This is a genomic window from Bradyrhizobium sp. SZCCHNRI20481, from assembly GCF_032485055.1.
In the GTDB taxonomy this organism is placed as follows: domain Bacteria; phylum Pseudomonadota; class Alphaproteobacteria; order Rhizobiales; family Xanthobacteraceae; genus Bradyrhizobium.
Genome location: NZ_JAUEUE010000015.1, coordinates 1 through 13,709, shown reverse-complemented (window position 1 = coordinate 13,709; position 13,709 = coordinate 1). Strand labels below are relative to the sequence as shown.

General features: G+C 66.0%; 13 protein-coding genes. 2 read left to right on the top strand and 11 right to left on the bottom strand.

Features of this window, described 5'->3' with window-relative positions:
* Positions 1-189 precede the first annotated feature (189 nt).
* The 10 genes from QX132_RS23470 to QX132_RS23425 all read right to left on the bottom strand — a co-directional run bounded on the left by QX132_RS23470 (position 190) and on the right by QX132_RS23425 (position 9,907).
* Positions 190-408: a hypothetical protein gene (locus QX132_RS23470; protein ID WP_316163013.1), complete on the bottom strand. Its 219-nt coding sequence runs from the start codon at positions 406-408 to the stop codon at positions 190-192.
* Positions 408-893, bottom strand: a complete 486-nt coding sequence (locus QX132_RS23465) for a pyridoxamine 5'-phosphate oxidase family protein (RefSeq protein ID WP_316163012.1) — start codon at positions 891-893, stop codon at positions 408-410. Before QX132_RS23465 ends, QX132_RS23470 begins: the two co-directional genes overlap by 1 nt.
* 86 nt (positions 894-979) lie before the next feature.
* Complete coding sequence (locus QX132_RS23460; RefSeq protein ID WP_316163011.1) at positions 980-1,807, bottom strand: FkbM family methyltransferase; 828 nt, start codon at positions 1,805-1,807, stop codon at positions 980-982.
* 117 nt (positions 1,808-1,924) lie between these two features.
* The gene (locus QX132_RS23455; RefSeq protein WP_316163010.1) at positions 1,925-3,880 is read right to left on the bottom strand and encodes an ABC transporter ATP-binding protein/permease; all 1,956 of its coding nucleotides are present in this window, start codon (positions 3,878-3,880) and stop codon (positions 1,925-1,927) included.
* A gap of 64 nt (positions 3,881-3,944) precedes the next feature.
* Entirely contained in the window at positions 3,945-6,095 is a 2,151-nt protein-coding gene (locus tag QX132_RS23450; RefSeq protein WP_316163009.1) for an ATP-binding protein, read from the bottom strand.
* Between the two features lie 121 nt (positions 6,096-6,216).
* Positions 6,217-6,999, bottom strand: coding sequence for a succinate dehydrogenase iron-sulfur subunit (locus QX132_RS23445; protein ID WP_315740445.1), 783 nt, complete (start codon positions 6,997-6,999; stop codon positions 6,217-6,219).
* 48 nt (positions 7,000-7,047) lie between these two features.
* Complete coding sequence (gene sdhA / locus QX132_RS23440; RefSeq protein ID WP_316163008.1) at positions 7,048-8,886, bottom strand: succinate dehydrogenase flavoprotein subunit; 1,839 nt, start codon at positions 8,884-8,886, stop codon at positions 7,048-7,050.
* A gap of 3 nt (positions 8,887-8,889) precedes the next feature.
* Positions 8,890-9,264 (bottom strand): succinate dehydrogenase, hydrophobic membrane anchor protein, encoded by a 375-nt coding sequence (sdhD, locus tag QX132_RS23435; RefSeq protein WP_315740508.1) that lies wholly within the window; start codon positions 9,262-9,264, stop codon positions 8,890-8,892.
* Positions 9,265-9,284: 20 nt separating this feature from the next.
* Positions 9,285-9,683 (bottom strand): succinate dehydrogenase, cytochrome b556 subunit, encoded by a 399-nt coding sequence (sdhC, locus tag QX132_RS23430; RefSeq protein WP_008965547.1) that lies wholly within the window; start codon positions 9,681-9,683, stop codon positions 9,285-9,287.
* Between the two features lie 77 nt (positions 9,684-9,760).
* Positions 9,761-9,907 (bottom strand): hypothetical protein, encoded by a 147-nt coding sequence (locus QX132_RS23425; protein WP_316163007.1) that lies wholly within the window; start codon positions 9,905-9,907, stop codon positions 9,761-9,763.
* Between the two features lie 332 nt (positions 9,908-10,239).
* Between QX132_RS23425 and QX132_RS23420 the strand changes: the two genes are divergently transcribed.
* Entirely contained in the window at positions 10,240-10,497 is a 258-nt protein-coding gene (locus QX132_RS23420) for a hypothetical protein (protein ID WP_315778175.1), read from the top strand.
* 7 nt (positions 10,498-10,504) lie between these two features.
* Here QX132_RS23420 and QX132_RS23415 read toward each other — a convergent pair whose 3' ends face one another.
* Positions 10,505-12,031 carry a malonyl-CoA synthase gene (locus tag QX132_RS23415; RefSeq protein ID WP_316163006.1) on the bottom strand — a complete coding sequence of 509 codons (1,527 nt, stop codon included), beginning with the start codon at positions 12,029-12,031 and terminating at the stop codon, positions 10,505-10,507.
* A gap of 186 nt (positions 12,032-12,217) precedes the next feature.
* Between QX132_RS23415 and QX132_RS23410 the strand changes: the two genes are divergently transcribed.
* Positions 12,218-12,976 (top strand): SDR family oxidoreductase, encoded by a 759-nt coding sequence (locus tag QX132_RS23410; RefSeq protein WP_316163005.1) that lies wholly within the window; start codon positions 12,218-12,220, stop codon positions 12,974-12,976.
* Positions 12,977-13,709 lie beyond the last annotated feature (733 nt).

Sequence of the window (13,709 nt, the reverse complement as noted above, 5' to 3'; positions counted from 1 at the left end):
CGTTAGGCCGGATTGTGGCGCAGTTCAAATCCGCAGGCGGATTTATTTCGACGCGAAACCACCCCCGCAGGGCCGCCATTCAGGTTTCATTCAGTCTTGATTTTCAAGGGCTTGGCCCAATCGCCGAAATGCGGGACCGGCGCACGGCCAGCCCCTTCGCAGGCGATCATCATGACCACTCAATCGCGGTCAATCCGTGGCCGGATTGGGCGTGGTCGGGCCGAGCGGCCCTCGGCCGGGGATTTCGTCTGGCGTCTGCCCGGGCAGCTCGCGCGGGGGCGCCGGCGCATCGGGTTCGTACACCGGCGGCGGAATGTCGGGCTGCGGATTGCCGACCGGATCCTCCGGCGGCGGTTCGGCCGGGCGGCCCGGCGTCGCCGGCGGAATCTCTGGCGGTTCGATCGGCATCACATCGCAACCTTTCGATGGTCGCCGAGGTCGGGACGCGTGCCGCTGACGGCGGCCGCCGCCATTTTGACGTAGCGCACGATGGTGCCGGGCGAGTCCCAGAACTCGGCGTCGTCGGGCGTGATCTTCAAAAGGCGGATGTTCGGATCCTCGGCGCTGTCCCACCAGGCCTTGGCCGGCGTCGAGAACAGCTCTCGGATCTTGCCGCGATCGTTGGAAATGGCCGCGGTGCCCGTCAGCGACACGTATTTCTGGCTGCCGGCGTCTGCGAACGACAGGTTGACCTCGGGCGAGCGCGCGATCTCCTCGTCCTTGTGATGCCGCGCGTCAGTGAGAAAGTAGATCATGTTCTCGTCGCGCGCGAGATAGGCGCTCATCGGCCGTGCCCGCAGCCTGTCACCGTCGCGGGTGACCAGCATCGCGAAGCCGATCTTCTTCATCAGGTCCCAAACGCGACCCTGGTCGCGCGCGTCGTCGTTGCTCATGGCCGGCTCCCTCAATGTCAGGGACGACAACGCCGCGTGGGGCGCCGATGTTCCGGACGTATTGGGGACGGCGACAGAATGCCGATTCAGCCGCGCAGCAACAGCGTGTTGCTGCGCGTGCGGCCGCATTCGCGGTAGCCGCGACCGAGCATGTCGGCGAGACAATCGTTCTGCCATTCCTCGCGCGACAGGTGTTCGATGACGACGGCACGCGGCCACAACGCGGCAGGCGCGTCACGGAAGAAGCAGGTCAGCACACGGTCCTCGAAGCCTTCCACGTCGATCTTCAGCGCATCGACCCTGGTCGCTCCGGCCTGTTCGAGGATGGTCTGCAGCCGCAACGACGGGACCTTGAATGCTTCAGCACCCGCCTCTCCGGTCACGATGTGGCTGGCGCCGAGATTGTCGCCATCGGTCTCGATCATCACCTCGCCGTCGCTCTCGCCTGCCGCCGCCGCGACGAGCCTGACCTGGGACAGCGCGGACGCATCGCGATTGAAGCTCAGCCGCGCATGCGTGACCGGATGCGGCTCCACTGCGATCACGAGACCGCCCGGCCCGACGTGACGGGCAAGCGGCAAGGCGAACGTTCCGACATTGGCGCCGACATCCACCACCACGCCGCCCGGCAGAACGTGGCTGCGCAGGAAATCCAGCTCCTCGCGATTGTAGTCGGGATTGAACAGTGCACCGCGCTCGGTCGCACTGACCTGATGGTAGAAGCGGAAATTGGCGCCCTGATAGCCGACGTCGACAGGGCCTGCTCCGAGCATGTTGACGACACGCGTCAACATCGGCCGGAACGCGCCGCGCTTCAGCCCGGAGCCGTGCGCCATGCGGATCACCAGCGCCTGAGCGGCATTCGGAGCGAAGGCACCAAAGGAGGGCGGAGAAGGATCGTTGTCGGGCGTCAAGGTCGCGTCCTGGGCTGAGGGCGACGTGTGATAGCCGGTTTCGCCGCAATCTCCAATGCAGGCGGCGTGGCCGCATTGTGTCGTCACCAGGACCGCGCTGAGGCAACACCGAGCCGCTCAGGCCGCCTTGCGCTGACGCAGGAAGCGGCCGATCAGGCGACGCCGTCCCTTGCGCGGAATGAGATCAATGTCGCTGACGAGCTTGGCGCCGCCCTTGCGCCGCTCGAGCACGATCTTGCGGCTGTGGAAGGCCTCCAGCTCGGCACGATGCGCCACGCTGACGATGGTGGCCTTCGGCAGCTCGCTCGTCACGATCTCCATCATCCGGTCCTGGCTCTTCTCATCGAGCGCGGAGGTGGCTTCATCGAGCACGACGATGTCGGGGCTGTGCAGCAGCAGGCGCGCGAAGGCGAGACGCTGCTTCTCGCCGCCGGAGAGCGTCTGATCCCAGGGCGCGTCCTCCTCGATCTTGTCCTTGAGATGGTCGAGACCGACCTTGTGCAGGGCTTCGCCGACCTGCGCCACGCTCCAATCCTCGGCAGCCCCGGGATAGGCGACGGCCCGGCGCAGGGTGCCCGATGGCACGTAGGGCCGCTGCGGCAGCATGAACAGCTTGCGGTCGGGGTGGAAGTTGATGCTGCCGCCGCCCCACGGCCACAGCCCGGCGATGGCGCGCACGAGCGTGCTCTTGCCGGTGCCGGATTCGCCCGCGACGAGCAGGCGCTCGCCGGGATCGACCACGACCTCGGTCTCGCCGACCACGGCGGTGCCGTCGTCGAGGGTCACCTGCAGATCATTCAGGCTGAGCATCGCGTCGCCGGAGGTCTCGCCGCGCTTGATGCGGCCGATGCCGTCGCCTCTCTCCGCACGCTCCAGCGCATCGAGGGACATCATCAGCGAGGCGATGCGGCGGGCACAGGCATTCCAATCCGCGAGCCGCGGATAGTTGTCGACCAGCCAGCCGAACGCGGTCTGCACGATCGTGAACGCGCTCGCCGCCTGCATCACCTGCCCGAGCGTCATACTGTCGTCGAGAAATTTCGGCGCGCACAGCAGCAGCGGCACGACAGGGGCGATGAGGCTGGAGCCCTGCGACACCAGGGTGGTGCGCATGTGCTGGCCGGCGAGCCGCGCCCATTGCTGCAGCACGTTGCCGAACGTCCGGTCGATGCCGGCGCGCTCTTCGGTCTCGCCGCCGAGCAGGGCGATGCTCTCGCCGTTTTCGCGGACGCGGGTCAGGGTGTAGCGGAAATCGGCCTCGGCCTGGTTCTTGTCCTCGGAGACCTGCACGAAGCGGCGGCCGATCGTCATGATCGAGCCCGAGGCGATGGCGGCGTAGGCGATCGCGGCGATGACCAGAAAGCCGGGAATGGTGATCTCAGTGGCGCCGAGATGCAGCGTCAGCGCGCCGCCGATGGTCCAGAGCACGACGATGAAGGTCGCAGCCGACAGCAGCGCCGAGGTCACGCCGGCGATGAAGTCGACCGGCGAATCGGTCGCGATGCGCAGGTCCTCGGCGATCCGGTATTCCGGATTCTTGTGGTCGCCGCTGACGAGATTGAGCTGATAGTAGCGCCCGCTGGCCAGCCAGCGGGTGACGACGCTGTTGGTCAGCCACGCCCGCCAGCGCCGCTGGATCGACATGCGCGCATAGACCTGGGCGACGCCGAGAATGACGCTGCCGATCGCAAGCGGGAAGAAGATCGCGGTGAGATGAAAGACGGTCGCCGAATCGCGCTTCTCGATAGCGTCGAAGATCGACCGATTCCAGACGTTGATGCCGTACTGAAATCCGACAGTCGCAACGATCAGAAACAGCAGCCCGAGCGTGAACGCCCACGCCAGACGGTCGCCGCTCTTGCCCCAATAGCCGCGGGCGCTGATCCAGAACCGGGTCAGCAGATAGCGCTTGCGCAGTTGCTCGGCCTCTTCGGACGACAGCTCCGGATCGGCCTCCACCAATTCGGGCGGCGGCGGCTCGACCTGGGTACCATTCTCAGCGGCGATCTCGATGATCGGCGCCTTCTCGGGCGCCTGTCCCCCCGGCCGCGCGATGTCCTGAACCTGTCCCATTCCGCGATAACAGCAACGCAACCAGAAGGTTCCCACCCGGGTTCCCGCGCAATTCGCGCCGCTTTCAGGGCACCTGCGTGTTCGGCGCCATCGGTGGGGCGCGATACAGCGGCACGGGAACGACCTTGTGCAGCACACGCGACAGTTCCTCGATCGAATAGGGCTTGCGCAGCAGCTCGAAGCCGTGCGTGCCCTGCTGCACCAGCACATGGCTGTAACCGCTCGCCAGCACGACCGGCACGTTGAGCTCGAGCCGCCTGATTTCCTCGGCAAGCTCCAGCCCGGTCATTCCGGGCATCACGACATCGGTGAAGACGACGTCGAACCGGCTGGTGCCGCCGATAAGCTCCTCCAGCGCGTCTCTGGCGTTGTCGACCAGCGTGGTGCGATAGCCGAGCTCGGCCAGCGCTTCGGTCGCCGATCTGCCGACGTCGATGTTGTCCTCGACCACCAGCACCGACATGCCTCGACCGCCGATCGGCTCCGCATGGCTGCCGTCCTCGCCACGCTGCACCTGGGCTGGAGCGACGCGCGGCAGATAGAGCGTGAACGTCGCGCCGCGCCCCTTTTCGCTCGTGACCCCGATTTCGCCGCCGGACTGCTTGGCGAAGCCAAACACTTGCGAGAGACCGAGGCCGGTGCCCTGGCCGATGGTCTTGGTCGTAAAGAATGGCTCGAAGATGCGTCCGAAATGCTCCGACGGGATGCCGACGCCGGTGTCCTGGACGGTGATGGCGACATAGCCCAGCGGCGGACGGTCGTGCGGCGCCGACGGCGTCGGCAGCGCCGCTGCTGGGGCGACGGTGATGCTGAGACGTCCCTGGCCGGCCATCGCATCGCGGGCATTGACGGCCAGGTTGATCAGTGCCGTCTCGAACTGGCCGGCGTCGGAATTGACGTAGCACGGCTCGTCGGGAACGGAGACCACGACCTCGACGCGCGACCCGACCAGGGTCTTGGTCATGTCGCGCAGGGCGACGACGCTGCGGCCGATGTCGAAGACCTCCGGCTTCAGCGTCTGGCGCCGGGCGAACGCAAGGAGCTGCGACGTGAGCTTCGATGCGCGCGCCACCGTATCCGAGATCGCGTCGATATAGCGCTGCCGCCGCTCATCAGCCAGATTCGGCCGGCGCAACAGATCGGCCGAGGCCCGGATCACGGTCAGCAGATTGTTGAAGTCGTGCGCGACGCCGCCGGTCAGTTGTCCCAGCGCCTCCATGCGCTGACCGTGCTTGAGCGCATCCTCGGCTTCGAGGCGGCGGGCGGCCTCGACATGCAGGCGCTCGGTCCGCCGCCGGGCAAGGGCCAGGAAGACGATGAGCAGCGCGGTTGCCGGGATGCCGAAGATGAGGTGCCGGCCGATCGTGCCGAGCCAGCGGTTGCGGATGGTCGACGTCGCCAGCCCTGCCGAGACGTAGACTGGATAGCCACCGAGCCGCTGATAGCCGACGAGACGCTCGACGCCATCGACCGGCGAGATCTCGGTCACGAGCTGCTCCGTATCTGCGGCCCCGGCGGGGACGTCGCTGGGGTCCGCGGCCGCGCTTCTCCCGGCGGCCGGGAAGCGCGCCAGAATGAGGCCATCGAAGCGGCGCAGCGCGAAGTAGCTGCCGGGCGCCCGGCCGATCCGGGCATAGAAGTGCTCGAAATAATCCGGAAGCACCGAAGCCTGGATGATGCCGGTGAAGCTGCCGTCGTCGCTCTGGCGGCGGCGGCTGATGCTGAAGAACGGCGCGCCCTGATAGGGCGGCCGCGGCGTCAACTGCGCGCCGATGAAGGTGCCGATGCTGTCCTTGACGTGGGCACTGAAGTAGTCGCGGTCGAGGAACGTCATGTCCGGCGCCGGATAGATCATGCTGTTGACCAGCGGCCGGCCATTGGCGTCGAACACCCAGGCGGACTTCATCTGCGGCAGCGCGTCCGACAATTGCCGCAACCGAGCATGCAGCACCTGCTCGCGCGCCTTGATGTCGGCATCCGACAGGTCGCGGACGACCTCGTCGATCTCCGAGAGGCTGCGTTCGATGGTCTCGAACACCTTCAGCGCGTGCTCGTGGACGATTTCGAGCGAGCGGCGGATCTCGCGATCGGCCTCCTCATATGTCGTGCCGTGGGATACGTAGGCCGCGATCACGAACAGCGCGACGGGAAGCGCGAGGGACGCGATCATCATCCAGCGCAGCATCGTCAGCGATTTGCGTTGTGCGGTCTGCACGGTCGCTCCGGCTTCAAAGGGCCACGAGCTTAACGCAATCGACGGCAGCTACAAACTAGCCGCGCCCGGAACTTGCACCAGTTTCGGGCGCGGAAGGTCAGATCGAAAGTGGTCGGCCCGGCTAGATCTGCCGCTCGACCAGCTTGAGCTTCAGCTCCGCGATCGCCTCGGCCGGGTTGAGCCCCTTCGGGCAGGCCTTGGCGCAGTTCATGATGGTGTGGCAGCGATACAGCCGGAACGGATCCTCGAGGTTGTCGAGCCGCTCGCCGGTCGCCTCGTCGCGGCTGTCCTTGACCCAGCGGTTGGCCTGCAGCAGCGCGGCCGGACCGAGATAGCGCTCGCTGTTCCACCAGTAGCTCGGGCACGAGGTCGAGCAACAGGCGCACAGGATGCACTCGTAGAGGCCGTCGAGCTTCTCGCGATCCTCGTGGCTCTGCCGCCATTCCTTCTGCGGCGTCGGCGAGGTCGTCTTCAGCCAGGGCTCGATCGAGGCGTATTGCGCGTAGAAATTGGTGAGGTCCGGCACCAGGTCCTTCACGACAGGCTGGTGCGGCAGCGGGTTGATCTTGACCGCGCCGTCCTTCACGTCGTGCATCGACTTGGTGCAGGCCAGGGTGTTCTGGCCGTCGATGTTCATCGCGCAGGAGCCGCACACGCCCTCGCGGCAGGAGCGGCGGAAGGTCAGCGACGGATCGATGTGGTTCTTGATCCAGATCAGCCCGTCCAGCACCATCGGGCCGCAATCTTTGACGTCGACGTAATAGGTATCGACGCTCGGATTCTTGCCGTCGTCCGGATTCCAGCGATAGACCTTGAACTCGCGAACCTCGGCGGCGCCGGCCGGCTTGGGCCAGGTCTTGCCGCCGGTGATCTGAGAATTCTTCGGAAGTGCGAACTCAGCCATTTCGGAAGGCCTTCTTGGGTTTGACGGACGGGCTCAGGTCACACGCGATCAGTACACGCGCGCCTTCGGCGGAATGTACTGCACGTCGTTGGTCATGGTGTAGTTGTGCACCGGACGGTAATCGATCGTGGTCTTGCCATCCTTGCTGTCGATCCACGCCAGCGTGTGCTTCATCCAGTTCGTGTCGTCGCGATCCGGGAAGTCCTCGCGTGCATGGGCGCCGCGGCTCTCGGTCCGGTTCGCCGCCGAGTCCATCGTCACGACCGCCTGCGCGATCAGATTGTCGAACTCCAGCGTCTCGATCAGGTCGGAATTCCACACCAGCGAGCGGTCGGACACTGCGATGTCACCGATGCCGCCATACACCTTGTGGATCAGGTTGTGGCCTTCCTGCAGCACCTCGCCGGTGCGGAACACGGCACAGTTGGTCTGCATCACGTTCTGCATGCTCTCGCGAAGCTTCGCGGTCGGCGTGCCGCCGGAGGCGTGGCGATAATGATCGAGCCGGCTCAGCGCCTTATCGGCGGAGTCCTTGGGCAGGTCCGGCTGCTTGCCGTTCGGCGTCAGCTTCTCGGCCAGCCGCAGCGCCGCCGCGCGGCCGAACACCACGAGGTCGATCAGCGAGTTCGAGCCGAGCCGGTTGGCGCCGTGCACGGAGACGCAGGCCGCCTCGCCCACCGCCATCAGGCCGGGCACGATCGCGTTGTCGTCGCCGTCCTTCTTGGTCAGCACCTCGGCGCGATAGTTGGTCGGGATGCCGCCCATGTTGTAGTGCGCGGTCGGCACGATCGGGATCGGCTCGCGCGTGACGTCGACATTGGCGAAGATCTTGGCGGATTCGGAGATGCCGGGCAGGCGCTCCTGCAGCACCTTCGGATCGAGATGGTCGAGATGCAGGAAGATGTGGTCCTTCTTCCGGCCGACGCCGCGGCCTTCGCGGATCTCGACGGTCATCGCGCGGGAAACGACGTCGCGCGAGGCGAGGTCCTTGGCGGACGGCGCGTAGCGCTCCATGAAGCGCTCGCCCTCGGCGTTGACGAGATAGCCGCCCTCGCCGCGCGCGCCCTCGGTCACCAGACAGCCGGAACCGTAGATGCCGGTCGGGTGGAACTGCACGAACTCCATGTCCTGCAGCGGCAGGCCGGCGCGCAGTGCCATACCGCCGCCATCACCGGTGCAGGTGTGCGCCGAGGTACAGGAGGCATAGGCGCGGCCATAGCCGCCCGTCGCCAGGATCGTGGTCTGGGCGCGGAATCGGTGCAACGTGCCGTCATCGAGCTTGAGCGCGATGACGCCACGGCAAACGCCCTGGTCGTCCATGATCAGGTCGATGGCGAAGAACTCGATGAAGAACTCCGCGGCGTGCCGCAGCGACTGGCCATACATGGTGTGCAGCATGGCGTGGCCGGTGCGGTCGGCGGCGGCGCAGGTGCGCTGCGCCTGGCCCTTGCCGTAGTCCAGGGTCATGCCGCCGAACGGCCGCTGGTAGATCTTGCCGTCCTCGGTGCGCGAGAACGGCACGCCCCAATGCTCGAGCTCGTAGACCGCCTCGGGCGCGTTGCGCACCATGTATTCGATCGCGTCCTGGTCGCCGAGCCAGTCCGACCCCTTGACGGTGTCGTACATGTGCCAGCGCCAGTCGTCCTGATGCATGTTGCCGAGCGAGGCCGAGATGCCGCCCTGCGCCGCCACCGTATGCGAGCGGGTCGGGAACACCTTGGTGATGCAGGCGGTGCGCAAGCCCGCCTCGCTGCAGCCGACGACCGCGCGCAGGCCGGCGCCGCCGGCGCCGACCACGACGACATCATAGGTGTGGTCCTCGATCGGATATGCTCTTCCGTTCGTCGCGGGCGCGCCGTTCGCGCTGCCATTTGCTCCGCCGGCCATGGCCTAGACTCCAGTGGACAGTTTGATGAGGGCGTAGATCGAGGCGAGCGCCACGGTCACCGCGAAGAAGTTGTTGGCCATGATCGCGACGAGCTTGAGCGGCTCGCTGTGCACGTAGTCCTCGATCACGACCTGCATGCCGATCTTCATGTGCCAGCAGCTCGCGATCACGAACAGCAGCATGATCACGGCAATCGGAATCGAGCCCAGGATCTGCGCCGCGCCGGCCTGGTTGCGGCCGAGCAGCATGATCACCACGATCACGACCGGCACGATCAACAGGGTCATCGCGACCGCGGTGATGCGCTGGCGCCAGAAATCACCGGTGCCCGAATGGGCCGCGCCGAGGTTGCGGACGCGGCCGAGCGGGGTGCGCATCGACTTCGCGCGTGCGTTGCTCATCGGCCGCCTCCCACTGCGTAAGCCACGATCCAGACCAGGACAGTCAACGTGATGCCCCCGATCAGGGCGCCCCAGGTGAGCGTCTCGCGCTCATTGGGCTTGAAGCCGTAGCCGAGGTCCCAGACGAAGTGGCGGATGCCGGACAAGAGATGGTGCAGCAGCGCCCAGGTGTAGCCGAACACGATCAGGCGGCCGAGGAAGCTGCCCATGAACCCCTGGACGTAGGAGTAGGCGCTGGGACCAGACGCGGCGGCGATCAACCACCAGGCCAGCAGCAGCGTCCCGAAATATAGTGCAACCCCGGTGGCGCGATGGACGATCGAGAGGATCATCGTCAGCGTCCAGCGGTAGGTTTGCAGATGCGGCGAAAGCGGTCGTTCGATCCTGGCTGTCATTGGTTGCTTTGATGATTTCTTGTGGGCCGTGAACGGAAGGGGCTTGCGGCCATGTGGATCGGCAAGGCGGGGTTTATTTACGGAGAAGGAACAGGCGTTGCAACGAACAAATCGCCCAAAACCGAACGACGATTCAGTGCTAGGCGGCCGGTGGAAAAAGGACCAATGGCCGCCGTGGTATACCAGAAACCGCTCATGGCCGGATGCGGCGAACTATTGTTCATTCCTACCTCCTCAGCAAGGCCGCGCCCAACGCGGCAAGACTGTTGAATGGCACGGAATGTCGAGCATTGATTCACCGCTTAACCACGGTCCTGAGAGCGCCCGTTTCGCGACAAGAGCCAGCGCCATCTGATGATTCTGCAAACCTGCCCAGAGCGATTCGCGGAGCAACAACCCGCACCGCGACCGCCTGCGCTGGCGCAAATCCCCCTCGATCTCCCCCGTTCCTGGCAACGCCGCGCAGCCCTCCGCCGGTCGTTTTTGCCGCATATCGCCGCCGGGCGAAGCAGCTTAGTCTGTGCGAGGTACAGCAGACGCGGTGCAGGGAGCCTCGATGCCGCTGCCGACGGTCCGACCGACAACCACCGAACGCCCGGCGGCCCTGCCGGCGCGCAAGGTGTCGTCGCACGAGCCCGCCGAGGAGCCCCTGACCTGCGTGCTCGGCTTCACCGCCTCCGGCCTGTTCGCCGCCTGTCTCGCATTCGCCATCCAGCACGAGATCGCCTCGCTCGCCGTGCTCGAATTCGTGCTGATCTGCGCCGCGCCGCCGCTGGCCGCGCTCGCCGGCCTCGCGATCGGACGACGGCGCTAGGCCGCCGTCACTTCGTGTAGATGTCCTTGTACTGGTCACGCAGCACGTTCTTCTGCACCTTGCTCATCGCATTGCGCGGCAGCTCGTCGACCACGAACACGCGCTTGGGCATCTTGAATTTCGCCAGTCGGCCGTCGAGGCCCTTGAGCACGCCGGCCTCGCTGACATCAGCCCCCGGATGGCGCACCACGACCGCGGTGACACCTTCACCGAAATCAGGATGCGGCACACCGATGACGGCGGACTCGACCACGCCCGGCATGGCGTCGATCTCGCTCTCGATCTCCTTCGGGTAGACGTTGAAGCCGCCGGAGATCACGAGATCCTTGCCGCGCCCGACGATGTGGACGTAGCCCTGTTTGTCGATCTTGCCGAGATCGCCGGTGATGAAGAAACCATCGTCGCGGAATTCCGACTTGGTCTTCTCCGGCATCCGCCAATAGCCCTTGAACACGTTCGGGCCCTTGACCTCGATCATCCCGATCTCGTCGCGCGCGAGCTCCTTGGCCGTTTCCGGATCGGTGACGCGCACCGACACGCCGGGCAGCGGGAAGCCGACCGCGCCGGGCACGCGCTCGCCGTCATACGGGTTCGACGTATTCATGTTGGTCTCGGTCATGCCGTAGCGCTCGAGCACGGCATGGCCGGTGCGCGCGAACCACTCGCGATGGGTGTCGGCGAGCAGCGGCGCCGAGCCGGAGATGAAGAGCCGCATGTGGCTGGTCGTCTCCTTCGACAGCCGCGGGTTCTGCAGCAGCCGCGTGTAGAAGGTCGGCACGCCCATCAGCACGGTGGCGCGCGCCATCAGGTTGATGATCAGGTCCGGATCGAGCTTGGGCAGGAAGATCATCGACGCCCGCGCGAACAGCGTGACGTTGCTGGCCACGAACAGACCATGGGTGTGATAGATCGGCAGCGCGTGGATCAGCACGTCGTCCTTGGTGAAGCGCCAGGTGTCGATCAGGGTCAGCGAGTTCGAGGCGAGATTGTCGTGAGACAGCATCGCGCCCTTGGAGCGGCCGGTGGTGCCCGACGTATAGAGAATGGCGGCGAGATCGTCGGCGCCGCGCGGCACGGTGGTGAAGGCGGAGCCGGCCTTGTCGGCGGCTTCCGTCAGCGAGCCCGTGCCTGACGCATCGAGCGTTTCCACCTTGGCGCCGACCTTGGCCGCCAGCGCGCCGATGCCTTCGGCCTTCGCGGGATCGCACACCACGACGGTCGGCTCGGCGTCGCCGACGAAATAGTCGAGCTCGTTGAGCGTATAGGCGGTGTTGAGCGGCAGATAGACGCCGCCGGCGCGCACCGTGGCAAGATAGAGCACGAGGCCGGACACCGACTTCTCGGTCTGCGCCGCGACGCGATCACCCGGCTTCACACCACGGGCCACCAGCACGTTCGCCATCTGGCCTGCCCGCGCGATCAAATCGCCATAGGTGATGCGCTGGCCGTCGTGGGTCTCGATCGCCAGGCGGTTGGGATCGTCGAGGCCATCGAACAGGCGAGAGAACAGATTGGCGTTGGCGGCTTGGTTCATGCAACATTCCCCTGGGAGCATCGGCAGGCCGGCAGTGCCAGCCGGCGGAACATCATGCTCGACGAAGACGAAAAGGGCCGGACAGCGAACAAGACCGGTGACATCGCAGTCACCACGGTCGCCATCTCTGATCGAGGCTGCTCTAGCAAAAACGCCCTTTCGAAGGCAACCGGGAGACGCTGGGATATGGTCAAGGAAAAACGGATCGTGTGGATCACGGGCGGCGGCACCGGAATCGGCGAGGCCGGCGCACTGGCGCTCGCGGCCGAGGGCTGGACGGTGATCGTCTCGGGCCGGCGCATGGCCGCGCTCGAGGCCGTGGTGGCCAAGATTGCCGCGGCGGGCGGCACGGCCGAGGCCGTTGCGCTCGACGTCGCCAAGGCCGCCGACGTTCAGGCCGCGGCCGATGCCATCCTGGCGCGGCACGGCCGAATCGATCTGCTGGTCAACTCCGCCGGCGTCAACGTGCCGAAGCGGCGCTGGGACGACATGACCATCGAGGGCTGGAACCAGCTGGTCGAGATCAACCTCAACGGTGTGCTCTACTGCATGAAGGCGGTGCTTCCGGCGATGCGGGCGCAGCAGGATGGGACCATCATCAACGTCTCGTCGTGGGCCGGCCGCCATGTCTCGAAGATGCCGGGGCCGGCCTACACCTCGACCAAGCACGCGGTGCTGGCGCTGACGCACTCGTTCAACATGGAGGAATGCGTGAACGGCCTGCGCGCCTGCTGCCTGATGCCCGGCGAGGTCGCCACGCCGATCCTGGAGCAGCGCCCGGTCGTGCCGAGCGCCGCGGAGCAGGCGCGGATGCTGCAGCCGGAAGACCTCGGCCGCACCATCGCCTTTGTGGCGAACATGCCGCCGCGGGTGTGCGTCAACGAGATCCTGATCAGTCCGACGTGGAATCGCGGGTTCATCCAGACGCCGGGCAACAGGGATTGAGGAGCGCCGGATATCAAGCACGGCGAGCGCGCCTACAACTACTGCCCAGGACTTGGTCGTACGCGACCAGGTCCGCAACTTCGGTTCGGGCAAATACCCGGCAATGTCCTGACCGTTGAGGGGCCCCAGCGCAAGCTGGGGCCCCTCTCCTTATCATTTGGATCGTGAGGGCCGAGCGCGCGCCAAATAACCGGCGTCGTCCCTGCGAACGGGACCCATGCCGCACGATGTTTGTAAGAGGCAGGCTGCGAGTCCCGTGCAAGACAACTGAACCCTGTGGTTATGGATCCCGGGTCGGCGCGCTTCGCGCTTGCCCGGGACGACAGCTGTGGTTGGCGCGCCCGGCGTTGCCTCCGAGAAGCAGCTCGAAGGCGAACGATCTCGTTCTCGCGACACGATGCGCCCGAGCTGTGCTGAAACTCACCGCCCTCGAATCATGAGGGCGCGGGGAAGGCCGGGCGCTGGCCGCGCCCGTGGCCCGCCTGCGAAAGCAAATGCAGGCGGCAGGTACCACAGGTCTGGCCGAGAACGCCCGGCCTTCCCCGCGCAACGGTTTTAACGGCTGCTTCGCGTTCTCCTTGGCGCGCCGGGCTTGTTGGCCACCATCACGAGCGCGACACGCTAGCATCAGCACCCGCTTGATATCAGCATCGGGATATCAGGAGTAGAGTCGAGGAAGAGCGCGGTGGCTTGAGCGTTTGCAACTGCCCCGTTTCTCTTCCCCGCTCATCAA